19 protein-coding genes and 3 rRNA genes are annotated in these 26057 nt (G+C 44.9%); 8 read left to right on the top strand and 14 right to left on the bottom strand.

Features of this window, described 5'->3' with window-relative positions; all coding sequences use genetic code 11:
• Positions 1-230 precede the first annotated feature (230 nt).
• From NLG07_RS03490 to NLG07_RS03480, 3 genes are all read left to right on the top strand, one after another.
• Positions 231-3182 carry a TonB-dependent receptor gene (locus NLG07_RS03490; RefSeq protein WP_254856319.1) on the top strand — a complete coding sequence of 984 codons (2952 nt, stop codon included), beginning with the start codon at positions 231-233 and terminating at the stop codon, positions 3180-3182.
• 128 nt (positions 3183-3310) lie between these two features.
• The gene (locus NLG07_RS03485) at positions 3311-4801 is read left to right on the top strand and encodes a tryptophan halogenase family protein (RefSeq protein ID WP_254856318.1); all 1491 of its coding nucleotides are present in this window, start codon (positions 3311-3313) and stop codon (positions 4799-4801) included.
• Positions 4801-6300, top strand: a complete 1500-nt coding sequence (locus NLG07_RS03480) for a tryptophan halogenase family protein (protein WP_254856317.1) — start codon at positions 4801-4803, stop codon at positions 6298-6300. The genes NLG07_RS03485 and NLG07_RS03480 overlap by 1 nt, the downstream gene beginning before the upstream one ends.
• A 60-nt stretch (positions 6301-6360) precedes the next feature.
• Here the strand turns inward: NLG07_RS03480 and NLG07_RS03475 are convergent, their stop codons facing one another.
• Complete coding sequence (locus NLG07_RS03475; RefSeq protein ID WP_254856316.1) at positions 6361-8424, bottom strand: glycoside hydrolase family 97 protein; 2064 nt, start codon at positions 8422-8424, stop codon at positions 6361-6363.
• A 143-nt stretch (positions 8425-8567) separates the two neighbouring features.
• On the opposite strand from NLG07_RS03475, the gene NLG07_RS03470 reads away from it, so the two are divergent.
• The gene (locus NLG07_RS03470; protein ID WP_254856315.1) at positions 8568-9329 is read left to right on the top strand and encodes a glycosyltransferase family 25 protein; all 762 of its coding nucleotides are present in this window, start codon (positions 8568-8570) and stop codon (positions 9327-9329) included.
• Between the two features lie 92 nt (positions 9330-9421).
• Entirely contained in the window at positions 9422-9958 is a 537-nt protein-coding gene (locus NLG07_RS03465) for a hypothetical protein (protein WP_254856314.1), read from the top strand.
• Here NLG07_RS03465 and NLG07_RS03460 read toward each other — a convergent pair.
• Positions 9955-10896: an NmrA/HSCARG family protein gene (locus NLG07_RS03460; protein WP_254856313.1), complete on the bottom strand. Its 942-nt coding sequence runs from the start codon at positions 10894-10896 to the stop codon at positions 9955-9957. The genes NLG07_RS03465 and NLG07_RS03460 overlap by 4 nt on opposite strands.
• Positions 10896-11435: a hypothetical protein gene (locus NLG07_RS03455; RefSeq protein ID WP_254856312.1), complete on the bottom strand. Its 540-nt coding sequence runs from the start codon at positions 11433-11435 to the stop codon at positions 10896-10898. The genes NLG07_RS03460 and NLG07_RS03455 overlap by 1 nt, the downstream gene beginning before the upstream one ends.
• Before the next feature lie 161 nt (positions 11436-11596).
• On the opposite strand from NLG07_RS03455, the gene NLG07_RS03450 reads away from it, so the two are divergent.
• Positions 11597-12577: a LysR family transcriptional regulator gene (locus tag NLG07_RS03450; RefSeq protein WP_254856311.1), complete on the top strand. Its 981-nt coding sequence runs from the start codon at positions 11597-11599 to the stop codon at positions 12575-12577.
• Positions 12578-12995: 418 nt separating this feature from the next.
• On the opposite strand, the gene rrf is transcribed toward NLG07_RS03450, so the two are convergent.
• The 3 genes from rrf to NLG07_RS03435 all read right to left on the bottom strand — a co-directional run bounded on the left by rrf (position 12996) and on the right by NLG07_RS03435 (position 18009).
• A 5S ribosomal RNA gene (rrf, locus tag NLG07_RS03445) occupies positions 12996-13111 on the bottom strand.
• A 162-nt stretch (positions 13112-13273) separates the two neighbouring features.
• Positions 13274-16148: ribosomal RNA gene (locus tag NLG07_RS03440) — 23S ribosomal RNA — on the bottom strand.
• A gap of 324 nt (positions 16149-16472) precedes the next feature.
• A 16S ribosomal RNA gene (locus tag NLG07_RS03435) occupies positions 16473-18009 on the bottom strand.
• The 16S, 23S and 5S rRNA genes sit together here, the layout of an rRNA operon.
• Positions 18010-18458: 449 nt before the next feature.
• On the opposite strand from NLG07_RS03435, the gene NLG07_RS03430 reads away from it, so the two are divergent.
• Positions 18459-18995, top strand: coding sequence for a gamma carbonic anhydrase family protein (locus NLG07_RS03430; protein ID WP_254856310.1), 537 nt, complete (start codon positions 18459-18461; stop codon positions 18993-18995).
• On the opposite strand, the gene aroE is transcribed toward NLG07_RS03430, so the two are convergent.
• From aroE to NLG07_RS03390, 8 genes are all read right to left on the bottom strand, one after another.
• Positions 18985-19803 (bottom strand): shikimate dehydrogenase, encoded by an 819-nt coding sequence (aroE, locus tag NLG07_RS03425; RefSeq protein WP_254856309.1) that lies wholly within the window; start codon positions 19801-19803, stop codon positions 18985-18987. The two genes, NLG07_RS03430 and aroE, sit on opposite strands and share 11 nt — an antisense overlap.
• A 71-nt stretch (positions 19804-19874) precedes the next feature.
• Positions 19875-20531 carry an OmpW family protein gene (locus NLG07_RS03420; RefSeq protein WP_254856308.1) on the bottom strand — a complete coding sequence of 219 codons (657 nt, stop codon included), beginning with the start codon at positions 20529-20531 and terminating at the stop codon, positions 19875-19877.
• A gap of 123 nt (positions 20532-20654) precedes the next feature.
• Entirely contained in the window at positions 20655-21584 is a 930-nt protein-coding gene (gene hemF / locus NLG07_RS03415; protein ID WP_254856307.1) for an oxygen-dependent coproporphyrinogen oxidase, read from the bottom strand.
• A 20-nt stretch (positions 21585-21604) separates the two neighbouring features.
• Positions 21605-22162 (bottom strand): Sua5/YciO/YrdC/YwlC family protein, encoded by a 558-nt coding sequence (locus tag NLG07_RS03410; RefSeq protein ID WP_254856306.1) that lies wholly within the window; start codon positions 22160-22162, stop codon positions 21605-21607.
• Between the two features lie 5 nt (positions 22163-22167).
• Positions 22168-22629, bottom strand: coding sequence for a topoisomerase DNA-binding C4 zinc finger domain-containing protein (locus NLG07_RS03405; protein ID WP_254856305.1), 462 nt, complete (start codon positions 22627-22629; stop codon positions 22168-22170).
• A gap of 30 nt (positions 22630-22659) precedes the next feature.
• The gene (locus tag NLG07_RS03400; protein ID WP_254856304.1) at positions 22660-23136 is read right to left on the bottom strand and encodes a DUF494 family protein; all 477 of its coding nucleotides are present in this window, start codon (positions 23134-23136) and stop codon (positions 22660-22662) included.
• Entirely contained in the window at positions 23129-24253 is a 1125-nt protein-coding gene (gene dprA / locus NLG07_RS03395; protein WP_254856303.1) for a DNA-processing protein DprA, read from the bottom strand. The genes NLG07_RS03400 and dprA overlap by 8 nt, the downstream gene beginning before the upstream one ends.
• A gap of 59 nt (positions 24254-24312) precedes the next feature.
• Positions 24313-25332: a LysM peptidoglycan-binding domain-containing protein gene (locus tag NLG07_RS03390; protein WP_254856302.1), complete on the bottom strand. Its 1020-nt coding sequence runs from the start codon at positions 25330-25332 to the stop codon at positions 24313-24315.
• 202 nt (positions 25333-25534) lie between these two features.
• Here NLG07_RS03390 and def point away from each other — a divergent pair, with 202 nt between their 5' ends.
• Entirely contained in the window at positions 25535-26050 is a 516-nt protein-coding gene (gene def / locus NLG07_RS03385) for a peptide deformylase (RefSeq protein WP_254856301.1), read from the top strand.
• Positions 26051-26057 lie beyond the last annotated feature (7 nt).

Here is a 26057-nt window from a genome sequence, read left to right as displayed (position 1 = left end):
CGCTGACATTGGGCAATGTAAACATGATGTTAACTCAATCCTGCCCGCAGAACACCTTAATCTTTTAAGTCATTTCAATAATTTTTTATATTGAATTCAACTATAATCAAACTTAATCAATTAAGAAAATTTTACAAGAACGCTTGCATTTTACATTCCGTTAACGTATGTTACGACACTGCTACATAGCACACTTAGAACATTCATGTGATGACAACGGGGACAAAAACATGAAAACACAACTATTTAAGCCAGCTTTGCTGTCTTTGGCTGTTGCTTCAGCCTTCACTTCAGGCGCTGTTTTAGCACAAGATGCTAATCAACAGGCCGATAACGTAGAAGTAATCGCGGTTAAAGGTATCCGTGGTTCACTTATCCGTGCTCAAGCGGTTAAACAAGATTCAACATCAATTGTTGAAGCAATCTCTGCTGAAGACATCGGTAAATTACCAGATTCATCTATCGCAGAATCACTTGCACGTCTACCTGGTCTAGCCGGTGAGCGTGTGAACGGACGTACTTCAGGTATTTCTGTACGTGGTTTTAAAGAAGATTTCGTTGGGACGTCAATCAATGGCCGAGAAGCAATCTCTATCGGTGATAACCGTGGTGTTGAATACGACTTATACCCATCAGAAATTATGACTGGTGCAACGATTCACAAATCAGCGTCTGGTACTTTATTAACTCAAGGTATCGGTGGTACGGTTGATTTACAAACGGTTCGCCCATTAAACGCTGAAGAAACGTTGACGGTTACTGGTATCTACGAAGCGTCACAAGCGCCTGCTGATAACCCGGATTTTGACGACAAAGGTCATCGTTATTCACTATCATTTGTTGAAAAATTCGCTGATGACACAATCGGTTTAGCGGTCGCAATCGCTTCTACTGAATCACCAAACAACCAGCGTAAATATGGTGTTTGGGGTTACGGTGCCAACCCTGACGGTCAATTCCTACCGTTCGGTTTAGATTTGAACTCTCAGTCTACTCGTTTAGAACGTGACACAATCTCTGCTGTATTACAATTCCAGCCAAATGATGATTTAGATATTGTTGTTGATTATTTATCCATTGATTATCAAGACTCAGGTGTTTTACGTGGTTTCATCGAACCGTTTAATGGTGATAATGTCACTGGTTCTGGTGTTAACAATTCTGGTACACAAATCCAAGCTAACCCAGTATTACGTACTGACCCGTTAAACAAAGACGGTCAGTTGGATTCTTACGGTATCAAACTTGAATATGCATTGAACGACGACTGGTCCGCAACGGTTGACTACTCTTACTCTGAAGCAGACAAGTTCGAGCAACGTGCAGAGTCTTATGCAGGCTTAGCTCGTTCAAGCAATCAATTATTTGGTAGCCGTACATTTGAAATGTCTTCTGAAGGTGTGTTTTTTACAGGTCAAACTGGTCTAGACGCTTTTGCTGACCCGAATACATTACAACTAACTGGCCCACAAGTATGGGGTGGTGGTCTTGCTAACTTAGCGTCAGAGTTCGATACTCCATTAATTGATGGTGATACTGATTACTTATTTGCGCAAGACGGCTTTAACAACAAATTCAGCATCGCTGAAGAGTTAACACAATTCAAAGTTGAAGTTGAGGGCAACTTAGACAACGAGATGGTACAAAAAGTCACATTCGGCTTAGCGTACACAGACCGTTATAAAGACAAGATCAATAACGGGAACTTCGCCACAGCGTCCACTTTCCCATCTACTGAGTCGGTGACTGCCGCAAACGTGCCAGTGTACGGCTTAACAGATTTGACCTGGGCTGGTTTAGGCTATGTTGTCGCCTATGATGGCGCTGCACCTTATAACAATGGCTACTACACTCAATATGACGGTGAGTGGTTAGAACCAGACCGCTTTGGTGACTCGTACGTCATCGAAGAAGAAGTCACTACATTATACTTCCAAGCTGACTTCGCAACTGAAATCGGCGGCTTAGAAGTATTTGGTAACTTTGGTGCTCAATATGTAGATACATCACAAAGCTCTACTGGTACTCTAGGTGTTATCGGTGCGAACTTCCGTGTGTGTGACGTAAACGGTGACGGCCCTTCTTCATCTTCACTTGCACAAGGTGCGGATCCATTAACATCTATTGTTGATTTATCTGAGTTTGTAGACGATGAGTGTAAAGTAGAAGACGGTAATGATTACTCACACTTCTTACCTTCATTCAACATCAACGCTGAAGTGGCTGACAATACATTTGCACGTTTTGCAGCGTCTAAGACAATTTCTCGTGCACGTGTTGACCAATTGCGCGCGTCCGGTTTCGTGAAATTCGATCTAAACGATCAATTTATTACCTTAACTAACGAGGATGTGGATGCCGGTGCAGGTTCACCTTGGTCAAAAGTAGCCGGTAACCCGAAACTTAAGCCACTTGAATCAAATAATTTCGACCTTTCAATCGAAAAATACTTTGACGATGAAGGTTATGTTGCGGGTACGTTCTTCTACAAAGACATCGTAAACTACACTCGTGCTGCAAGCCCACAAATCAACTTCCGTAATGATGAGTTCAATAACGGCGCGGATTACTTTGTACCAGGATTCCATGACCGCACATTACCAGAAGACGTAATCAATAACTTTAGTGGCGATACGTTTGTTGCAGGTACTTATGTTACTCCACCTGATCTTGGTCAGTTCTCGTTCTTCGAAGACGGATTGAAAGGTTCAGTATCTGGTCTTGAATTAACAGCTAACGTTCCATTAAGCATTATTGATAACTCTCTAGACGGTTTCGGTGTTGTTGCTACAGCTACTTTCATCGACGCTGAACTGGACGATGGTTCTTCTATCCCAGGTCAATCTGATGAGATCTTGTCAGTCGTTGCTTACTACGAAAACGAAGGTTTTGAAGCACGTATCGCGATGACGGACCGTGACGGTTTCACAACGTACGAGCGTGGTGGTTCAAACAAGATTGCTGAAGCAACTCGTGACGGCACTCAAGTAGTGGATGCGCAAATCTCTTATGACTTCGAAAATGCGGGTATCGAAGGCTTAGAAGGTCTACGTGTATCACTACAAGGGACTAACATCCTTGATGATGCTGACCAAGTATCACGTGACGGTAACGGCATCGTTACGACACGTCGTGAATTTGGTCCAACTTACATGGTTAACGTGAACTACTCTTTCTGGTAAGCACGCTAACGTTGTAAGAGCAACGCAACACAAAAGGTCTCTTTAGTCTCGGCTAGAGAGACCTTTTTCTTTTTACCGCTATTGTTTTGCGGTATAGTTTTTATATTACATATTTAGGTATGCGTTTCATGCAAGCTATCAAAAAAGTCCTAATCGCGGGCGGTGGTACAGCAGGATGGATGACTGCAGCACTGATGAGCAAGGTTCTCGGCCAGCAGGTACAAATCGCTCTAATTGAATCCGAAGAAATTGGCATTATTGGTGTCGGCGAAGCGACCATTCCGCCAATTCAAACGTTTAACAAATTTTTGGGTTTAGACGAAAAAGCGTTTTTGCGTGAAACGAATGCCACCATGAAACTCGCCATTCAATTTGAGAACTGGCGAGTAAAAGGCGAAAGCTACCTACATACATTTGGTGCCCCAGGGGCGAACTTAGGCTTTTGTAACTTTCAACATTATTGGGAGCGGGCGAAACGTGAAGGTGTACAAGGCTCTATCTGGGATTACGACCTTAATTACCTTGCTTGTAAACAAGGCACCTTTAACAAAATCAATACTCAAAACCCAATTTTCGATATGCCATATGCGTATCATTTTGATTCGGCACTCTACGGTAAATTTTTACGTGGCCTTGCTGAAAAATCAGGCGTAATTCGCCATGAGGGGATTATCGAGCATGTTGCGCAACACCCTGACACAGGGTATATCACAGGCGTGCAATTAACCGATGGCCGTCAGTTAGATGCGGATCTATTCGTCGATTGTACCGGTTCTCGCGCACTGCTTATTCAAAAAACCCTTGGCGTCGCCTATGAAGACTGGTCACACTGGTTACCCGCCAACAGCGCCCTTGCCGTACCGACCGAGCGACATGAAAAAACTGCACCCTATACACGCTCGATTGCTCATGACAACGGCTGGCAATGGCGTATTCCGTTAACGCATCGCAATGGGAACGGGATTGTTTATAGTACGAAACACACGACAGATGAAGCCGCACTTGCAAACTTGATGGGCAACCTCGATACGAAACCGTTGGCCGACCCCAAACAACTCCGTTTTAATACCGGGCGTACCACCAAACAGTGGCACAAAAATGTCATCGCGGTGGGATTAAGCTCAGGATTCCTAGAGCCGTTAGAATCCACCTCAATTCATTTAATTCAATCTGCAGTGGTGCGCTTATTAAAACTGTTCCCTCATCAAGGCATCCAAGCCAGTGCAGTAGAAGCCTTTAATGAAGAAGGCCGGATTGAGTACGAAACCATTCGCGATTTTATTATTTTGCACTACAAGGTCACCGAGCGTGATGACAGTGAGTTCTGGAATGCGATGCGCAATTTAGAGGTGCCTGAACGCCTGCAGCACAAAATCGACTTGTTCAAATCTGTGGGGGAAGTCTTTAATGACCAACATGATATTTTCCGTGATGCCTCTTGGATCCAGGTTATGTATGGCCAAGGGTTATCCCCAGCCGACTATCATCCAGCCGCAAACGCGATGGGCCTTGATGATCTCAAAGCAACCTTAGACAAAGTACTTGCGGCCAAGCAACAACCACTGGCAAAAATGTTACCGCATGACGATTATATTAAAGCCTTTTTAGGAGCGGCCTAATGCAAGTCACATCAGACAAGCAACATTTTGTAATAGTCGGAGGTGGTACTGCTGGCTGGATGGCGGCGTGTCTTTTGGCGCACCATTGGCGAGATAAAGTTGCTGTGACCTTGGTCGAGTCTCCTGATATTGGCATTATCGGAGTTGGCGAGGGCTCGACGCCAACCCTAAAACGTTTTTTTTCCGATTTAGGCATTGCGGAATCAGAATGGATGCCTCGTTGCCATGCGACCTATAAAACCAATATTCGTTTTGTTGATTGGTCGCCAGAGTCTGGTATTGACAGTTATTCACACCCGTTTATCAGTCAGCTGGATACGTTCTCTGAGCGCGCGTTTTATCTTAATTGCCTGACTCGTCGATTGGGGCTGGATGTGGAAACCACACCAGAAAAACTCCTATTTAATGGCTGGCTCGCCAACTATCAATTGGCGCCTGTCACGCCGCCTCATTTTCCATTTAATATCGAATATGGCTATCACTTTGATTCTGGTTTACTCGGACAGTTTTTAGCCGAACACGCCGTACAAAAACTCGGCGTCACTCATATTCAAGCCAATGTTAAAGCGGTCATGACCGCAGCCAATGGCAATATCGATCATATATCTTGTAAAGATCACGATGATATCTATGGTGATTTTTTCATTGATTGCACTGGTTTTAAATCCATGTTGCTGCAAGATACATTAGGTGTGCCGTTTCAGTCTTTTTCAGATAATTTGTTCAACGATTCAGCGGTTGTCTTTCCAACCGAAGTGATGAGTGACTTACCCGTTGAGACTCGTGCAACCGCTCTCTCCGCTGGTTGGACATGGCAAATCCCTCTGACCCATCGCACAGGTAACGGCTATGTATATTCATCCAAATACATCACTAGCGAAGAGGCCGAAGACGAGTTAAGACGACATCTAGGGCTTGGACAGGACGCACAAGCACGTCATTTAACCATGCGGGTTGGACAAGTTGAACAGCATTGGGCGCATAACTGTATTGGGTTAGGTTTATCTCAAGGATTCATCGAACCCTTAGAAGCGACCGCTTTGCATTTAGTGCAAACCAGTGTCGAAATATTTATGGATGAATACGAGAAAGGAAGTTTTACTTCGCAGCAGCGAGATAACTACAACGCGACGATCACCGAGCGATTTGATAGAGTGCGTGATTATATTGTCGCCCACTATAAACTCAATACACGCAATGATTCTCAGTATTGGAAAGACAATCGGAATAACAATAACCTATCTGAGCCATTGTTGAAATTGTTAGATGTGTGGTTCCGCAAAGGCGATTTGACTCAAGAGATCCACAGACAAAACCTCGTGAGTCACTTTGGCGCTACGTCTTGGCATTGTTTGCTCGCTGGGTATGGTACATTCCCTCCTCTTTCAAGCAAACAGCCCGGCACTGGATGTCAGTATGCCGAGCGTGAGTTGGAGTCGTTTTTTGCCGGCTGTATGTTGAACTTTCAAACACAAAAAGAGGCATTATCAGGTTTGTAGTGCGTTCAAATACAAACCTTAATGCCTTCAATAAACGGTCTAATAGAAAAGTATATCCCTTTATAGCGCCTTAAACCTCACCGCAAAACCACCTGACTCGGCCATACGGATAATCAGTGTATCTTTGGCGCTTACGGTTTTCTTCTCCACTGTTAAGGCGTATGGATTTTCACGCCAATCGGTGTCTTTGCTATCGCGATAAATGTGTGCTTCGTAGCGCTGACCATCATCTAAGAAATCCAACGGAACCGTCACGCTGCGTGCATTTTCGTCGGTAACACCACCCAAATACCAATCTTTACCTGAATAATGACGATGCTGTTTTTCTTTACGCGCAGTCACTGCAAAGTCCGCGACATCGCCTTGCAACACGATTGAGTCTTCCCAATCTGTCGGTACATCAAGAATAAACTGAAACGCTTCAGGCTTTTCTAGATAATTTTCAGGAATATCAGCAGCCATTTGTATCGGGCTGTAAAACACCACATACTGGGCAAGTTGTTTAGCCAATGTGCTGTGTGGACGACGATATTTGTGTAAACCATCTTCTTCGGTGCCACCACCAGTTCGCACAAAGTCAAAATCAAATATCCCAGGTGTGTAATCCATTGGACCAGCCAACATGCGTGTAAAAATCAACATCGCTTCATGCTCAGGCGGATTGGGGGTCGACCAACCAGCATTATATTCTTGACCTCGTGCGCTTTCTGTTGCGATCCAATTGGGATAAGTGCGATGCAAACCGGTTTGTTTGACTGCTTCATGTTTGTTAATCGAAATCTTGTGCTTCGCGGCCTTTTGGATATTACGCGTCATGTGATTGATCACATGCTGAGAATCGGTGAACTCATAACGCATAATGCCATTTTCATCTTTGCGCTTAAGATTTTGTCCATGTGCGACATATCCCGTTTTGATTTGACGAACCCCCAATGCTTCGTAATACGGGAAGGCTTTATCCCACTGGGTTTCATAGTTCGTGATGCCACCTGAGGTTTCATGGTGGCCAATCAAGCGAATGCCGTTGTCTAAAGCGTACTTAGACACTTTATTAATATCAAAATCAGGATATGGCTTGGTAAAATCAAAAAGTTCAGAATTCGCAATCCAGTCGCCATCCCAACCTTCGTTCCAACCTTCAATCAATACGCCATCAAAGCCATATTTTGCTGCAAAATCCATGTACTGCAAGGAACGTTCAGTGGTCGCACCATGCTTATCACCACTGCCCCATGTGCACACATCAATGTGCATGCACCACCAAATACCGATGTATTTACCCGGTTCAATCCAGCTCAAATCATCCCCTAGCGCATTCGGCTCATTGAGATTCAAGGTCAAATACGAGTTTGCCAAATCAGGCGCATTGTCACCAATCGTGTAAGTCCGCCAAGGGGATGTCCACGCACCTTGTTTAACGACAGCAAGACCATCAGAACGCGGCGCTAAATTAGCAAAGAAACGCCCTTGTTGGGCTTTCTCTAAACTCATCCCCGCAAAATCGAGTAACGCCGCCTCATGTACCGCAACGTGGGTGCCGTTATCATAGACAACCGTAAATGGTGTATGCACAACCCCTTCCACTTGCTGCATTGGCGTTGAGCGATACAAATACTCATAGCGTTCGCGCATTTGACCCGGGATCCAATACGCATCTGCTTTATGCGAGTCCGCAAACCAAAACTCGGTTAGCTCACGAGTGATGTTAATGTTTTCCGAGCCGTTGTATTCATAGCGAAAGCCGACACCATCGTTAAATACACGCACTCGAACATCAAACTGCACATCAGGTTGTACAGTATTGGTAAAGCGAACCAATAATTCATTGTGATGATCACGAATAAAACGCTTTGCCCCCCAGGGTTGTTCCCATGTTCTATCGTATTGCTGACGGCTGACTTCCTCGACTTTAAAATCGCGATACCATGGATAAGATTGTTCAAAAGTAAATCCTAGTTTCGAGTGTCTGATCAACCGTTCTTGTTTGTAGTCGATGGTGTATTGAGCGAGCGTATTCTCATCCGTAAAAGAAAAAACAATATTTTTATCCGGTGAGCTCACGCTGACCGTTGTCGCATGACTGAACCACACGCAACAGGCAAGAAGGCTTAAGAAGAGTTTCATATGTACATCCAATTTAGCTAAGTTAACTTGATGTTAACATTAAAACAACGTATTACAAGAAAAAACTTAATCGATTAAGTTATTTTTTATGGAGCATCTAATTCAAGCACGATATACTGATTAAAAAGGTTCGAGTCCTAAACATGTCAATACCCATCTTCGTTATTAATTTAGCCGATAGCCAAATACGCTGGCAAAATACCCAAGCACGCTTTGCCGAATATGGGTTAGACGTACAGCGATTAAACGCAGTGTATGGTGCTCACCTAAATGATACTGAAATCGATGCACTGTACAGTTCATCATTAAATCGCCATCAATATCACCGTCCTCTTTCATTGGGTGAAATCGGTTGTTTTGCTAGTCACCGTAAAGCTTGGCAAGCCGTTATCGATAGTGGACACCCTTTTGGCATCGTGGTGGAAGACGATATATCTGTATCGGCACATTTACCATCGGTGATTGAGGCCTTAAGGACACTGTCTTTTGATTGGGATTTGATAAAACTCGCACCCTATCAAAATCGTAGTAGACCAATCGTGTTTCGACATTTTATTGCCAAGGCATTAGAGCTTGTCATTCACAAGAAACCGTTAACTGGTTGTGCGGGCTATGCTATTTCACAATCTGGTGCTGCTAAATTACTCGCTAGTACGCAACCATTCGGACGGCCTGTAGATTCCCAGTTGCAACACACTTGGGAGCATAACATTGATATCTATGCTCTACTTCCGTTTGCCATCCATCAAGACATGGCGTATGACAGTGATATTGGTACTACACGTAAACAACATAGTCAGTCACATCGCTTGCGCCGACTCTCCCAACAAATTTATGCATATTGGAAAAACCGACAAGCCACGAATAAATCCATCGAGAGACTAAAACAAAAATTGCGTCCATAAATTACAAAAATTTACACTTTGCATCGGCAGGAAACATTTTCCTATGCCATATTTTGTGTGTAGATTGATTTGTCATGAGTAAGGAATGCACTATGAAACTATTTAAATTATCCCTTTTAATTGGTTCTCTCACCTTAAGTAGTTTTGGGTATGCAGATAGCACAGACGTCACCAAAGAATACGTTGCACCTGAAGAAACCAAACAACAAGTATTAAATGATGACATTGAACGTATTGATGTGAGAAGCAAGGTGCCTTTACTATATTTTAAACGTGAAGCGATGCTCGCTGAGCTCGACTTTTACGAGACATTTAACGCCATTGCTGACCAAGAACGGTTCAAGATGCGTTGTCGCAAAGAAGCGCGCGTCGGTAGTCGAATTAAAGAAACTCGTTGTTATCCGCAATACTTGTTGCAACGTATGTCTCTAGAAACACAAGATGCGCTGTCATCTGGTAAACCATATCCAACATGGGAAGAAGTTGAGTTTTTAGTGCAGCGCGACAAAGAAGCTTCACTGGCTTATGCAGAAGAGCTCGTATCAAACAATCCAGATTTGATGGAAAAGCTTTATACGATGCAAGCGAAACAACAGCAGTATCTTGAGAAGAAAGCGCTTAGAAATTAAGCGCTATCCATGATGGTTTTAATGAGGTCTTTATTTGTTCTGACGTATGCGCGAAAACTCATCGCATCAGGATTTAATTCATGCATGAGTGCTTTGCTGCGCAATCCTAAAAAGGTCTCATTGAAATCTCGAAAATATTGGAAATTATTCCCAATTTCTTCTGCCCCATCAAACGGAAAACTGCGGAATGTATCCGCATCTACCGGTATATAATTTACGGTTACACCAAGTTCTTCTGCGATAATTTGACTCATCTGCGCGAGTGTCAGTGCATCAGTTTGAATGCCAACCGTTTTATTGATAAAGCGATCAGGTTGTTCAAACATAGGGGATACCGCTTTTCCGATGTCTTCTGCAACATGCCCTGCTAACAATTTATCATCAAATGGCATGACATAATCATAATTTCCATTTGTATTTTGCTTCGGACACATGCCAAAGTTAATCAAATTGTCCCAAAAGAATGAGGTGATTAAATAAGTAGTTGGTACATCGACAAAATAGGCATTTGCTTCATTTTTAGCATCCAAATGCGGCACGCGATAAACCTCTTCCAACATCGGCATACCAGTAAAATCTTTTGGAATATAAGAACGGGTATCTTCAAGCGTTGACCATATCACGTGTTTCACACCGGCTTGTTTAGCTGCTAAAGCAATATTTTGGGCCTGTTGTTTTTCTCGCTCGACCGATAGCACTTCCCAAAAGTTAGTAATGCCAAAAACCCCATACACATCTTCCATTGCTGCGATCAGGCTATCAATATCATCAAGGTTCGCTCTGCATATTTCTGCGCCTTGCTCAGATAAAACCAATGCTTCTTTACTTTCTGGATTACGAGTCATTGCTTTTACCGCAAATTCACCACGAGTGAGTAATGCTCTTGCAACACCACCACCTTGTGCACCTGTTGCACCAATCACTAATATTTTTTTCATTAACAATACTCCGAAAATGCATCACTTATTTGCTCAAAAACATCAGCTGGGGCATTTGCTTTAATTCCACCCATTAAGATTTGTCGTTCCATTGGATCTAAAGCTGGGATTATGTATTTAAACCACAGCATTTGATCTGAAATGCTGAGTGAGGACATGATTCGATCTTGCCAACCTAATATTTCCTCATCTGTAAAATGCGCCCAGATTGCTTCATTTATTGTGGTTTCTTCATGGTGCATATGCAGTAAGTAGTGAGCAAAAAATATGGCCAACTCGCTATACAATGCAGACAATGCATAAGCCGAATCATTACTCGATAACACTCTCAATTTTTGTTCTATTGTTAACAAGGTTGTATGTAATGACTGATGTTCTTTATGACAATCTATCACCGCATCAGGTACTCGTTGCGACAGGGGCAGCATCACATGGTTGTGCTCAGACTCCTGATGTAGTTGCAAAAGATGGATTAATTCGAGGCTTTGTGATTTGAGATCTTGGATGTCGCTCTCGTCATTATGATTAACGTTTCCCATATTTACAAGAAGTTGTGACAATCCATTTCTTAAGCCTTTATGAGGAAATGTATAGATGTTGATTCGCTGATTTTGCATTTTAACCACCAAATTGGAATAACCGTCCAGAAATAAAAACTAAATACACTTTAATGGCGTATCCTTTATTAAGGAAACAAATAGTGTTGATATATCCTATGAAGCCTATTAATTTTGCTAAGCTAGATTTGAACCTCTTGAAGGTGTTGGATTGTCTGTTAATTGAACGCTCAACCACTCGTGCAGCAGAGCGATTACATTTGTCACAATCCGCTGTATCGGCGGCTTTAGGGCGCTTGCGTACAACTTTGGATGATCAGCTATTTGAAAGAAAAGGACAAGCTCTTGCACCTACTCCTTATGCTAGCAGCATAGAGGGTGAACTTAGAGAATTACTCACTCGGTTAGAATGTACATTAAATAGTGGGCAAACCTTCGTGCCTTCAGAATCTCGCCTCAATTTTAGATTAGGGGCATCGGATTATTACGCTGATTATTTGATGCCCAGCTTAGTCAACCGTCTGCAACGAGAAGCCCCGTTGGCAAGAATACAGCTAATCCCACTTGATCCGCACGATCACGTTAATTCGCTTGAGCGATTTCAAAGCGACGCAATCATTTTCCTTTCAACACCCATACCAAGCTGGATGCGTTCACAGGACGTTATGTTGAGCCAATTTAGAATTATCGCACGCAAAGATAATGCGATGCTCAAACAGTGCGGTTTAGCTAATGGGGCACAAATACCCCTTGATGTATATTGTGGCGCTCAACACGGCTTGTATTCACCCAGCGGCGAATCACGTACCTGGGTGGATATTGAACTGGAAAAACGTGACAAAATACGCACTATTACGGCGACGACATCAACATTTCACAGTCTCGCCAAAATAATCGCAAATACCGAACTCATCGCCACCGTACCACAGCAAACAGCGTTAGATATGGCTACGCACTATCCTCTTGAAATTTATATTCATCCCCTTGAAGGTATTAGCTCCAAATTAATGATGGCATGGCACTATCGAAATGATATAAAAGAGGAACAAGCGTGGTTTCGTAACATCATTATACAAGAGTTAAGTCAGTTACAAACGTCGTTAGCAGAACCAAATGCGGGTTAAATATTCGACGAAAAGGCCACATGCGTTGACAATTTAGCCCTTCTTGCTTCTGTCGCATTAATTTAAAAACCCCAGAAACACACAAGGCCCACCCGTTAGGGTGAGCCTTGTGTATAAATAGGAGCTCCGTCCCGGCAAGGTCTACCGACGGTGGACGATATGCTACTCTCCAATGCCAGCACATCATATTGCTATGCTGCATAAACAAAAAAGCCCACACAAGGTGGGCTTTTTCGTTAATAGGAGCTTGGCGATGTGCTACATTACTCCGGGCATCTTGCCCTCCGCCCTTCGGGCCGACCTGCGGTCGTTCTAAATCGTTCCCGACGATTTAGTCACTGCGTTCGAGTAGCACATGACTAAACCCTATAAACACAAAAGGCCCACCCGTTAGGGTGAGCCTTGTGTGTAATTAGGAGCTTGGCGATGTGCTACTCTCACATGGGGAAGCCCCACACTACCATCGCCGCTAATACGTTTCACTACTGAGTTCGGGATGGAGTCAGGTGGTTCCGTATTGCTATCGTCGCCAAGCATAAACTGGTTATGCTTTAACTATCTGGAAAAATCTGATATCGCTCTATTCTCTATTGATAAGTAACACTACTTTATCTTTGTTCTGTAATTGTGTGTATTTCTACACTTGGCTTGTCACACACCTTCCACTTACTCACTCGCAAGCAGCTTAGGCGTTGTATGATTAAGCCGCACGGGCAATTAGTACAGGTTAGCTTAACGCCTTGCAACGCTTCCACACCCTGCCTATCAACGTCGTCGTCTACAACAACCCTTTAGAGACCTTAAAGGTCTAGGGAAGATTCATCTTTGGGCCGGCTTCCCGCTTAGATGCTTTCAGCGGTTATCCGTTCCGAACGTAGCTACCGGGCAATGCCTTTGGCAAAACAACCCGAACACCAGCGGTTCGTCCACTCCGGTCCTCTCGTACTAGGAGCAGCTCCCATCAATCTTCCAACGCCCACACCAGATAGGGACCGAACTGTCTCACGACGTTCTAAACCCAGCTCGCGTACCACTTTAAATGGCGAACAGCCATACCCTTGGGACCGACTTCAGCCCCAGGATGTGATGAGCCGACATCGAGGTGCCAAACACCGCCGTCGATATGAACTCTTGGGCGGTATCAGCCTGTTATCCCCGGAGTACCTTTTATCCGTTGAGCGATGGCCCTTCCATTCAGAACCACCGGATCACTATGACCTACTTTCGTACCTGCTCGACGTGTCTGTCTCGCAGTTAAGCTAGCTTATGCCATTGCACTAACCTCACGATGTCCGACCGTGATTAGCTAACCTTCGTGCTCCTCCGTTACTATTTGGGAGGAGACCGCCCCAGTCAAACTACCCACCAGACACTGTCCACAACCCCGATAAGGGGCCTATGTTAGAACATCAAACATACAAGGGTGGTATTTCAAGGACGGCTCCACATCATCTAGCGACAATGATTCATAGCCTCCCACCTATCCTACACATGTAGGTTCAATGTTCAGTGCCAAGCTGTAGTAAAGGTTCACGGGGTCTTTCCGTCTAGGTGCGGGAACACTGCATCTTCACAGCAAGTTCAATTTCACTGAGTCTCGGGTGGAGACAGCGTGGCCATGGTTACACCATTCGTGCAGGTCGGAACTTACCCGACAAGGAATTTCGCTACCTTAGGACCGTTATAGTTACGGCCGCCGTTTACCGGGGCTTCGATCAAGAGCTTCGCTTACGCTAACCCCATCAATTAACCTTCCGGCACCGGGCAGGTGTCACACCGTATACGTCATCTTTCGATTTTGCACAGTGCTGTGTTTTTAATAAACAGTCCCAGCCACCTGGTCACTGCGACCCCCATCCGCTTAGGAAGCAAGTTCCATCACAGACAGGGGCGTACCTTCTCCCGAAGTTACGGTACTATTTTGCCGAGTTCCTTCACCCGAGTTCTCTCAAGCGCCTTAGTATTCTCTACCTGACCACCTGTGTCGGTTTGGGGTACGGTTCATATAATCATAAGTTTAGAAGATTTTCCTGGAAGCCGGGCATCAACCACTTCAGCTCCGTAGAGCCTCGTCTCGTGTCTCAGGCATATAGACTACCGGATTTTCCTAGTAATCAACCCTACGCACTTTCACGTGGACAACCAACGCCACGATGGCCTAGCCTTCTCCGTCCCTCCATCACTGATTATACAAGTACGGGAATATTAACCCGTTTCCCATCGACTACGCATTTCTGCCTCGCCTTAGGGGCCGACTTACCCTGCCCTGATTAGCATGGGACAGGAAACCTTGGTCTTCCGGCGTGGGGTTTTTCACCCCCATTATCGTTACTCATGTCAGCATTCGCACTTGTGATACCTCCAGCATGCTTCTCAACACACCTTCAACAGCTTACACAACGCTCCCCTACCCAGCGTACAAGTACGCTGCCGCAGCTTCGGTATATTGCTTAGCCCCGTTACATCTTCCGCGCAGGCCGACTCGACTAGTGAGCTATTACGCTTTCTTTAAAGGGTGGCTGCTTCTAAGCCAACCTCCTAGCTGTCTTAGCCTTCCCACATCGTTTCCCACTTAGCAATATTTTGGGACCTTAGCTGGCGGTCTGGGTTGTTTCCCTCTCCACGACGGACGTTAGCACCCGCCGTGTGTCTCCCGGATAGTTCTCATCGGTATTCGGAGTTTGCAAAGGGTTGGTAAGTCGGGATGACCCCCTAGCCTTAACAGTGCTCTACCCCCAATGGAATTCGTCCGAGGCTCTACCTAAATAGATTTCGGGGAGAACCAGCTATCTCCCGGTTTGATTGGCCTTTCACCCCCAGCCACAAGTCATCTCCTAATTTTTCAACATTAGTGAGTTCGGTCCTCCAGTTGATGTTACTCAACCTTCAACCTGCCCATGGCTAGATCACCGGGTTTCGGGTCTATACCTAGCAACTAGACGCGCAGTTAACACTCGCTTTCGCTACGGCTCCCCTAATCGGTTAACCTCGCTACTAAATATAAGTCGCTGACCCATTATACAAAAGGTACGCAGTCACACCACGAAGGTGCTCCCACTGCTTGTACGTATACGGTTTCAGGTTCTATTTCACTCCCCTCACAGGGGTTCTTTTCGCCTTTCCCTCACGGTACTGGTTCACTATCGGTCAGTTAGGAGTATTTAGCCTTGGAGGATGGTCCCCCCATCTTCAGTCAAGATAACACGTGTCCCGACCTACTTAATATGTGAACATTGCATCTTCATGTACGGGGCTATCACCCTGTATCGCCAAGCTTTCCAACTTGTTCCACTAACACAATATCCATCGGCTGTTGCCCGTTCGCTCGCCGCTACTAAGGCAATCTCAATTGATTTCTCTTCCTACGGGTACTTAGATGTTTCAGTTCCCCGCGTTTGCCTCTTACACCTATGTATTCAGTGCAAGATACCAACAAGTGGTGGGTTTCCCCATTCGGAAATCTTTGGGTATAACGCGTTTTATCAGCTCCCCAAAGCTTATCGCAGATTAACACGTCCTTCATCGCCTCTAACTGCCAAGGCATCCACCGTATACGCTTAGTCACTTAATCATACAACCCTAAACCGCCTTTTGTATGCGCCAACACATGAGAGTTGGCATGTTTAAGCATTCGGTTTATTCATTCCACTTGAGCATAAATGCACAAGCTTCGTTGCATGGTGACAAGCTAATCACAGTTCGTCAGATAAAGTAGTTTAGACGTTGGATAACATTATCTTATTGCTAAGAAACACTATCAAACTCTCTCAGTTACTATATCGTTATAGAATATAATTAATATCAGCTTTTCCAAATTGTTAAAGAACATTGTTCTATTAAGATAAACAAAACAAATTGTGTGAACACTACATTAAGAAGTCTACGACTTTCTTAGTAAGGAGGTGATCCAACCCCAGGTTCCCCTAGGGTTACCTTGTTACGACTTCACCCCAGTCATGAAACACAAAGTGGTAATCGTCCTCCCGAAGGTTAGACTAACTACTTCTTTTGCATCCCACTCCCATGGTGTGACGGGCGGTGTGTACAAGGCCCGGGAACGTATTCACCGCAGTATGCTGACCTGCGATTACTAGCGATTCCGACTTCATGGAGTCGAGTTGCAGACTCCAATCCGGACTACGACGAGCTTTAAGGGGTCCGCTTACCCTCGCAGGTTTGCCTCCCTCTGTACTCGCCATTGTAGCACGTGTGTAGCCCTACACGTAAGGGCCATGATGACTTGACGTCGTCCCCACCTTCCTCCGGTTTGTCACCGGCAGTCTCCTTAGAGTGCCCAACTAAATGATGGCAACTAAGGACAAGGGTTGCGCTCGTTGCGGGACTTAACCCAACATCTCACGACACGAGCTGACGACAGCCATGCAGCACCTGTCCCAGCGTTCCCGAAGGCACCAAAGCATCTCTGCTAAGTTCGCTGAATGTCAAGTGTAGGTAAGGTTCTTCGCGTTGCATCGAATTAAACCACATGCTCCACCGCTTGTGCGGGCCCCCGTCAATTCATTTGAGTTTTAATCTTGCGACCGTACTCCCCAGGCGGTCTACTTAGCGCGTTAGCTTCGCTACACACGTATTAAATACACATACAGCTAGTAGACAGCGTTTACGGTGTGGACTACCAGGGTATCTAATCCTGTTCGCTACCCACACTTTCGCACATGAGCGTCAGTCTTTGGCCAGAGAGCTGCCTTCGCCATTGATGTTCCTTCTGATCTCTACGCATTTCACCGCTACACCAGAAATTCCACTCCCCTCTCCAAGACTCTAGTCTGCCAGTTCTAAATGACCATCCCACGTTAAGCGCGGGGCTTTCACATCTAGCTTAACAAACCGCCTGCGTGCGCTTTACGCCCAGTAATTCCGATTAACGCTCGCACCCTCCGTATTACCGCGGCTGCTGGCACGGAGTTAGCCGGTGCTTCTTCTGTGGTTAACGTCACGGCTAGCAGGTATTAACTACTAACTAACTTTTCCTCACCACTGAAAGTGCTTTACAACCCGAAGGCCTTCTTCACACACGCGGCATGGCTGCATCAGGGTTCCCCCCATTGTGCAATATTCCCCACTGCTGCCTCCCGTAGGAGTCTGGGCCGTGTCTCAGTCCCAGTGTGGCTGATCTTCCTCTCAGAACAGCTAGAGATCGTCGCCTTGGTAAGCCTTTACCTTACCAACTAGCTAATCTCACTTGGGCCTCTCTCTGCGCGTGAGCCTAAGCCCACTTTGGTTCGAAAACATTATGCGGTATTAGCTATCGTTTCCAATAGTTATCCCCCTCGCAAAGGCAAGTTCCCAAGCATTACTCACCCGTCCGCCACTCGTCAGCAAAGTGCAAGCACTTCCTGTTACCGTTCGACTTGCATGTGTTAGGCCTGCCGCCAGCGTTCAATCTGAGCCATGATCAAACTCTTCAATTAAAATATATCGAAATATGAATTGTCGTTGTGACACTCTTAATGAGTGCCCACACAAATTGTCTTGTTATCTGATTGTTAAAGAACGTTGAAGCCGGAGCTTCGTGCTTGTTGAGGTGTTCCTCTCAAGCGGGATGCGTATGATACGCTTTTGATTTTCAGTGTCAATCTTTTTTTTATGTTTTTTGTGATTATTTTCACTCAAAACAGATTGCCCAAAAATCCCGCAAACCCAGATAAAATCTAGTCTTGCTGTCGCTTTAAGTGGTTACCCCCTCAAGCGAGATGCGCATTGTACAGACTTAATTTATGCCGTCAACTAAATATAGTCATTTTTTTGCAATATTTCTGATTTTTTTCTGTCACACACACAAATAGTCTAATTCACAAGCATAACTCCTTAGTTTTCTTTACAATGATTACTGTTAGTTAACAACCACAAGGATTTTATTATGCTCAAACGGTTCGATGGCATCTCCCCTTCATTAGGTAAAGGGGTCTTTGTTGACGAAAGTGCAGTTTTATATGGGGACATTACTCTAGGAGATAATGTCAGTATATGGCCATTAGTCGCTGCCCGCGGCGACGTCAATCATATCCGTATTGGCGCACGCACTAATGTACAAGATGGGTCCGTGCTTCATGTAACTCGTAAAACTAAGTCTTTAGCGAATGGCTTTCCGCTTATTATTGGCGAGGATGTGACTGTAGGCCATAAATGTATGTTGCATGGCTGCACCATTGGTAACCGCGTATTAGTTGGAATGGGCGCTATTGTCTTAGACGGTGCTACAGTGCAAGACGATGTATTCATCGGAGCCGGGTCAGTCGTTCCTCCTAACAAGACGCTAGAGTCTGGCTACCTGTACGTCGGTAACCCAGTTCAGCAAAGACGCCCTTTAAAGGAGAGTGAAATGGCATTCTTAAAAGAAAGCGCCGAGAACTATGTCGCTTTAAAGGATGTCTACTTAGGTAAAACTACCGATTAAGCTCTAAGCGTAATGCTTCTAATACTGGGGTTGTGTTCACTCGCTGCCCCGTCCATAATTCAAAGCTCTTTGCCGCTTGGCCAACTAACATACCCAAACCATCGCTGCAGGTTTTTGCACCGGCTTTCATCGCCTGTTGCATGAATGCAGTTTGCCCTGGCAGATATACCATGTCGTATGCCATCTCAATATTTTGATAAAGATTTTTTGGCATATCAGGAAGCTGTTTTTGTAAGGATAAGGTGGTTGCGTTGACGATCACATCATAGCGTTCATTACGCACGCTATCAAAACCACCGGCTGTTAGCTTCTTATGTGAAAACGCTTGAACCAGCTCACGAGCCCTTTGTACATTGCGATTCACTATGTGGATAGATGCAACATGTTGATTAATAAAAGGCATAATGACACCACGCGCTGCTCCACCAGCTCCAATCAATAATATCCGCTTGTCTTTTAATGCTTGATCCTGGCGCAAAATATCCTGCATCAATCCCGGCCCATCCGTATTGTGTCCAAGCAAACCATTAACGGTTTTATATAAGGTATTCACCGCTCCTGCCGTTTTGGCTTCATCGGTTAACTCATCCGCAAGCGCAAACGCTTCCTCTTTAAATGGCGTCGTGACATTGAGGCCAATGTGATTTTTTTTACTGAAAAAATCCGCCACCGCCTCTTTAAATAAATGCTTTTCAACAAGGATTGCATCGTATTGAATATCCACACCAGCTTGAGCTGCAAACATGTGGTGAATAAAAGGGGATTTAGATTGAGCAATGGGATTGCCCATCACAGCAAAGTACTGCATCGCATTATACTCCGTTCAACGAATGCCAATGGTAATGCCCGTACTTTACCGTAATTAATACCGATGAACTATTAAAACTTATAAGCTAATGACAGGGTATAGACCATAGGATCAATCGTAACGGTTTCGACATTACCTGCGTTAAACGTGGCTTCTGTTTCAATGTCAATATAGCGAACAGAGGCATTTAAGCCCAAGTTATCGCTGAACATATAATCAAAACCGACCTGAGCCGACAAGCCAAACGATGCATCCAATTCCAAGTCATCCACACCTAATGCATCTTGATTGGCTTGCGTAAATTCTTCATCAAAAAAGATTGTGTAGTTTAAGCCAACTCCAGCATATGGCTGGAATACAGCTGACGGCTCAGCAAAGAAATAATTCACTGTCACCGTGGGGGGTAAATGCGTGACTTCTGCTAATTTTGCGCCATTAGCGGTTAGGTTGACATCGTGCTTAAACGGCGTCGCAGCGAGTAGTTCGACATTGATGATATCTGTGACAAAATAAGCAACGTTCAGACCAAGTTGAGCATTACTATCAACTGCCAATCTGGTATTTAAGACGCTTGCATCGCCACCAACCAATACTGGAGAAGATGAATCGTCTGGGGATACTTGTGTCACGCCAACACGTACAACAATATCGCCCTTTTCATAAGCCAACGCCGGAGCAGAAAGAGAAGATGCAGCTATCAGAGCAAGTGGCAGTAATGTAGTTTTCATAATATGTGTTCTCTATGTGTAATTAAACTAAACACAGTATGCTAAAGAACCCATATATTTGATTTGATCTAGAACAATGCGCAGTATGCGCTGCGCATTATCGGCTCCAAAGATTGATATAGATCAGATATTGTTTGACGATAACCAATCTTGTGGGGTCAAAAAGGATGACAATTTACCCTGTGCAGAATCTGGAGCAGGCTGATAATTATATTCCCAACGCGCCAATGGCGGCATCGACATCAGAATGGATTCGGTGCGACCACCGGTTTGTAACCCGAATAAGGTACCGCGGTCGTAGACCAGGTTAAATTCCACATAGCGCCCACGACGATAGAGCTGAAAATCGCGCTCCATTGCACCGTATTCACAGCTCTTGCGACGCTCAATAATCGGAATATACGCATCTAGGTACCCCTTGCCAACCGCCTGCATATAAGCAAACGATGACGCAAAATCCGGCGCATTGAGATCATCAAAAAACAATCCACCTACCCCGCGAGTTTCATTGCGATGTTTAAGGTAAAAATACTCATCACACCACTTCTTGTATTTTGGATACACATCCTCACCAAACGGTTCTGACAAATCCTTGGCTACCGTATGCCAATGCACAACGTCTTCTTTGAATGGAAAAAAAGGGGTCAAATCAAAACCGCCCCCGAACCACCAGATAGGATCCTCGCCTTCTTTTTCAGCAACAAAAAATCGCACATTTGCATGAGAGGTTGGAATGTATGGATTGTGTGGATGAATCACCAGTGATACACCCATTGCTTGAAAGTTTCGCCCAGCCAGTTCAGGACGAGCGGCCGTTGCCGACGCGGGCATTTGCGAACCAAACACATGTGAAAAATTCACCCCGCCTTGCTCAATCACGGCGCCATGGGTAAGCACTCTCGTGCGACCACCGCCACCTTCTGCGCGCGCCCAGTTATCCTCTTTGAAACTGCCTTTACCATCTGACAATTCTAAGGTTTGACAAATATCGTCTTGTAACTTGAGTAAAAACGCTTTGACTTGTTCGATCTGTTGGGCGGTCACCGCTTGCATATTCTTTCCTAGCTTTGTGTTTAATCGCGCAGCACCACACCGGTGAGAGCATCCGTTATCTTACTTGGTCTGGCGGTACGATCAACCTCTCCGTCGACTTTATAAACTGAATCACCAAAGTATTCTTTGATTTGGGCCAGATCTCTTGCGGGTTCTTTCCCTGAAGGGTTGGCACTGGTGGACACCATCGGTTTATTTATCGCGTCACACAATACCTTAACGGTTGGATGAGCAGATACCCGAACGGCTAGACTATTTCGTCCACCGCTTAATAAATCCGATATCTCAGGTCGTTTGGGAATGATCCACGTATATGGACCAGGCCAGGTATCACAAGCCGCTTGCCACTGTTCAGCAGTCAATTTATCTTTATCCACATACGCTTCAAGCTGTGCAAAATGACTGGCGATCAAAATAACGCCTTTGTCTTGAGGACGCGTCTTGGTATCCAGCACTCGTTGCACCGCATCCAAATTGTCTGGATCACACCCTAGCCCGAACACAGCCTCAGTCGGATAAGCAATCACTTGTCCGGACTGAAATGCTTCACAAAATTCAGATAAATTGAGATCTTTCATAGGTATTATGGTTGTTGATTGGTTATATGGTCACACTTTGGATACTGACTACATCCCCAAAAGGTTTTGCCTGATTTATTCATCCGCGCAACATAATGCCCCGTTTTGCATTTCGGACAAAAAACCTGAGTCTCTACTGGGTCAGCTTGTGGGTTAAGTGAGCCAATATAATGGCAATCAGGAAATGCGGTACATCCTAAAAACATACCGTACTGACCTTTTTTGATTGCCAAATCACTGGCACATTCCGGACAAGGAGTGCCTGACATGACTTTAATCGTGCTGTCATCATCACTCTTAGGGTTATGAATGTATTCACACTGTGGATAATTGGAACAACCGATGAAAGATTGTTTTTTGCTGAATTTCTGCTGTAACGGAGCATTGCACTGAGGACAATCACCATAAGCTTGAGCCAGTGCCTGGCTCGGCATGTTGCTAAAGAGCGTTGTGTCTATTTTACTCATGAGCGGTAATGTAAATCCCCAAAATAGCGCTTAATGCACTGGCCCTTCGGCAACATCGAACAGCAGGTTTTCCATTTGTGCATAAGCGGTTTCACGACCCGGGGCATTAAACAATACCATCAAAATAACCCATTTGAGGTCTTCTAGACCAAAATCTTTGCTTTCGATTTCCATAACCCGATCAATAACCATCTCACGCGTAATATTATCCAAAACATTAATCTGTTCTAAAAACATGATAAAGCCTCGAGCTTGGGCATCCAAAACCGCTAATTCCGGTTCGCAATACACACGTGTTATGGCTGTGTTATTAGTACCAATGAGATAAGGGGTTTGCTCTGATTCTTGTAAGGCTGCTAGTTTCTCTAACCACAATAACGCTTTGTAAATCTCATCGTGATGAAAGCCGGCTCTGACGAGTTCTTCGGTCAGCTCTTCTTGGTCATAATGAAATTCCGACTCATTGTGAATCAGACTTTCAAATAAATACATCAAGATATCAAACATGATTGCGCCCTCTTATTCTGGTATAGCCACCGGCTCTTTGCTGTACGTATCCAGACAATTCTAACGTGCTTAACTGACTCAACACTTCGGCAATGGGTAATTGCGTTCTGCTCACAATGTCGTCCACAGACGTTACATCTAGTCCTACACTATCTAACAAAAGTGGATTTGCCAAGTCTTGTGTGAGTGTTTTACGATTTTCTTCTATAATGTCAACATTGGGTCTCTCCTTTAGGTTTTCAACATTTGGATAAAAAGAGAGCACATCGTCAACATGATTCAGTAGCATGGCACCTTGTTGAATAAGTTGATGACAGCCCCAGTTCTGCTCATCCAGCACGTTTCCCGGCAAAGCAAACACATCTCGGTTTTGCGCGATGGCGTGTTGCGCCGTCACCATAGTGCCAGAACGCAGGCCAGCCTCAATTATGCAGACACCATGAGATAAGCCACTGACAATGCGATTACGCCTTGGGAAAAAATAAGGTTTGGCAGATTGATGCGGTAAAAACTCACTGATGACGCATCCCCCTTTTGCTGTAATTTCTTGGCGAAGTGCTTGATGCGCTTGTGGATAAGTATAATTCATCCCATGCCCTAAGACCGCCACAGTTGTCCCACCAACCGATAACGCGCCACGATGGGCTGCTGCATCTATACCTTGAGCAAGACCAGAAACGACGACCCAACCACGTTTGGCCAATCCTTGAGATAATGCCTCACTCACTTTTCTAGCCGGTTCGCTTGGATGACGATTGCCTACCACTGAGATGGCCACCCTTTCTAATACTCGCACATCACCTTGCACAAAAAGAAACAGAGGCGGATCACTGATTTGTTTGAGCCAGCACGGGTATCGACTGTCATGTAAGGGCACAAAATGAGTGTCTTTTGGCAACTTAAAAGGTATTGGGGTACCCGTTACGTAACGCTTAATGCAATGAATCTGAGAGTGAGCCAGTCCCATATTGCTCAATCGGTCATCCGCAACGAATGCCAATCGATGCACTGGTTCATCAAGCAATTGCGCCAGTTGATAAATCGTGGCTAAACCTATATTAGGACATTCGTATAAGCCCAAATACGACGCTATGGATGTGTTATATGTATCGCTCATGGTAAGACTCCGAATAAATGAAGCCTATATGCTCGAGCCGACCACGTTTTTGATTCAACTTATGGGCGGCCTGAAAGCGCTCCGATGGATATAGCAGATTGTGCATTGAGCACATAGCCATAACTTAAATTCGCTTGTGAATGCACGATGACCACCTCGCCCACTTTCAAATCAGGTTGAGGCATACCGCCATGCACTAACCAACTTGATTCATCCACATAGATTGTACGATGCACAGTGTGTTGAATATCCAGTCCTGCTTGATACAGCCCCATAATTAAACCCAAGGACAAAGGCTCAGCATGTTGCACAATCACAATATCTCCTTGTGCGAATATCTCTCTTGGCTCTAGACCACCGATCACAACACCCACTTCTTCTTGCGCTAGATGCAAAAACAAATCTTCTGGCAATATTGTCTGAGAAGGCAACAGCCAGTCACCTTGCATGATTTCTTTGTTTTGCTCAAAGACTCTCACCAACCCTCGTTGTTTATTATGCAACTCAGCAACTTCAACATCTGCAATATGATGGGCCACTGTGGCCAGTGGCTCACCATCAATAGAATAGAGTATATGTGACTCACGCACCGCATGTAACTGACCTACCGACCAGTTTTGGGGTAATTGCGCAAATAGTATATCGTGTTTGGCAAACAATAAACTGCCGTTTTGATTGCCTAATATTCGCCCGTGTCCTCGCTCTGATAAATTGAGTACCCGGTCTTGATTAAGATGCGCCAGAACCTTTTGCCAATCAAAATTCCGAATTGGCTCGGGCATTTTGACTGTGCGCTTTCCCTTAGGTAATAAGGTCAGGCTCGGTTTGGCTCGTTGGATCTGTAACTGAGGTTCGCCATCAATATAGCGAATGCGAATACTGTCACCTGGATAAATCCAGTGCGGGTTAATGATTTCGGGATTATTTCGCCAAAGTTTTGGCCAGAGCCATGGATCATTGAGGAACAACTCGGAAATATCCCACAGCGTATCGCCTTTCACTGCGGTATAAACCGTTGGCGCATCGCTGCGAATTATGACCTTAGTTGGACGAACTTGCGCCGTGAGATTAAACGTCATACCCCCGCCTATCAGACATAAGATTATATTGTATCGCCACCTATAATTCGGCATAACCGCTCACCTATCCGTTCGCCTATTTGTTTTGAATGGTGTTAGAATAGCCCAAAAGCACAATACGGAGAGTCCAGTTTTTTTATGCTTGGTTATCCAGTGTTATACTTTAATTAATTTACAGTGAAACCAATTTGAAGGACGGAACATGGCGGTATTAACAGTACTTACCTTCCCTGATGAACGCTTACGTACGGTTGCCAAACCAGTTGCGACAGTCGATGCAACAATCCAAACGCTAATCGCTGACATGTTTGAGACCATGAAAGAAGAGCGCGGAATAGGCCTTGCTGCAACACAAGTAGACGTTCATAAGCAAGTTATCGTAATGGATGTGTCTGAAGGACAAGACGAGCCTAGGGTATTTATCAATCCAAAGATCATTGCTAAAGAAGGCGTCATGATCAATGAAGAAGGCTGCTTGTCTGTACCTGGAAATTACGCCAAGGTCGAGCGCGCTGAGCGCATCACAGTTGAAGCATTGAATGAAAAAGGTGATACCTTCATATTAGAGGCTGACGGTCTCTTGGCGATTTGTATTCAACATGAAATGGACCACCTGGCAGGAAAGTTGTTTGTGGATTACTTATCCCCACTCAAACGCCAACGCATTATGAAAAAACTTGAAAAAGAAGCTCGGCTTGCGGCTCGAGCAAACGCGTAATTCATTA

It is taken from the genome of Alteromonas sp. LMIT006, assembly GCF_024300645.1.
GTDB lineage: Bacteria > Pseudomonadota > Gammaproteobacteria > Enterobacterales > Alteromonadaceae > Opacimonas > Opacimonas immobilis.
This window is presented reverse-complemented; position numbering and strand designations above follow the sequence as displayed.

Excerpts from the sequence above, each read along its gene's own strand:
- NLG07_RS03490 (WP_254856319.1), top strand. The coding sequence starts at position 231 with ATGAAAACACAACTATTTAAGCCAGCTTTGCTGTCTTTGGCTGTTGCT.
- NLG07_RS03485 (WP_254856318.1), top strand. The coding sequence starts at position 3,311 with ATGCAAGCTATCAAAAAAGTCCTAATCGCGGGCGGTGGTACAGCAGGA.
- NLG07_RS03480 (WP_254856317.1), top strand. The coding sequence starts at position 4,801 with ATGCAAGTCACATCAGACAAGCAACATTTTGTAATAGTCGGAGGTGGT.
- NLG07_RS03475 (WP_254856316.1), bottom strand. The coding sequence starts at position 8,424 with ATGAAACTCTTCTTAAGCCTTCTTGCCTGTTGCGTGTGGTTCAGTCAT.
- NLG07_RS03470 (WP_254856315.1), top strand. The coding sequence starts at position 8,568 with ATGTCAATACCCATCTTCGTTATTAATTTAGCCGATAGCCAAATACGC.
- NLG07_RS03465 (WP_254856314.1), top strand. The coding sequence starts at position 9,422 with ATGAAACTATTTAAATTATCCCTTTTAATTGGTTCTCTCACCTTAAGT.
- NLG07_RS03460 (WP_254856313.1), bottom strand. The coding sequence starts at position 10,896 with ATGAAAAAAATATTAGTGATTGGTGCAACAGGTGCACAAGGTGGTGGT.
- NLG07_RS03455 (WP_254856312.1), bottom strand. The coding sequence starts at position 11,435 with ATGGGAAACGTTAATCATAATGACGAGAGCGACATCCAAGATCTCAAA.
- NLG07_RS03430 (WP_254856310.1), top strand. The coding sequence starts at position 18,459 with ATGCTCAAACGGTTCGATGGCATCTCCCCTTCATTAGGTAAAGGGGTC.
- aroE (WP_254856309.1), bottom strand. The coding sequence starts at position 19,803 with ATGCAGTACTTTGCTGTGATGGGCAATCCCATTGCTCAATCTAAATCC.
- NLG07_RS03420 (WP_254856308.1), bottom strand. The coding sequence starts at position 20,531 with ATGAAAACTACATTACTGCCACTTGCTCTGATAGCTGCATCTTCTCTT.
- hemF (WP_254856307.1), bottom strand. The coding sequence starts at position 21,584 with ATGCAAGCGGTGACCGCCCAACAGATCGAACAAGTCAAAGCGTTTTTA.
- NLG07_RS03410 (WP_254856306.1), bottom strand. The coding sequence starts at position 22,162 with ATGAAAGATCTCAATTTATCTGAATTTTGTGAAGCATTTCAGTCCGGA.
- NLG07_RS03405 (WP_254856305.1), bottom strand. The coding sequence starts at position 22,629 with ATGAGTAAAATAGACACAACGCTCTTTAGCAACATGCCGAGCCAGGCA.
- NLG07_RS03400 (WP_254856304.1), bottom strand. The coding sequence starts at position 23,136 with ATGTTTGATATCTTGATGTATTTATTTGAAAGTCTGATTCACAATGAG.
- dprA (WP_254856303.1), bottom strand. The coding sequence starts at position 24,253 with ATGAGCGATACATATAACACATCCATAGCGTCGTATTTGGGCTTATAC.
- NLG07_RS03390 (WP_254856302.1), bottom strand. The coding sequence starts at position 25,332 with ATGACGTTTAATCTCACGGCGCAAGTTCGTCCAACTAAGGTCATAATT.
- def (WP_254856301.1), top strand. The coding sequence starts at position 25,535 with ATGGCGGTATTAACAGTACTTACCTTCCCTGATGAACGCTTACGTACG.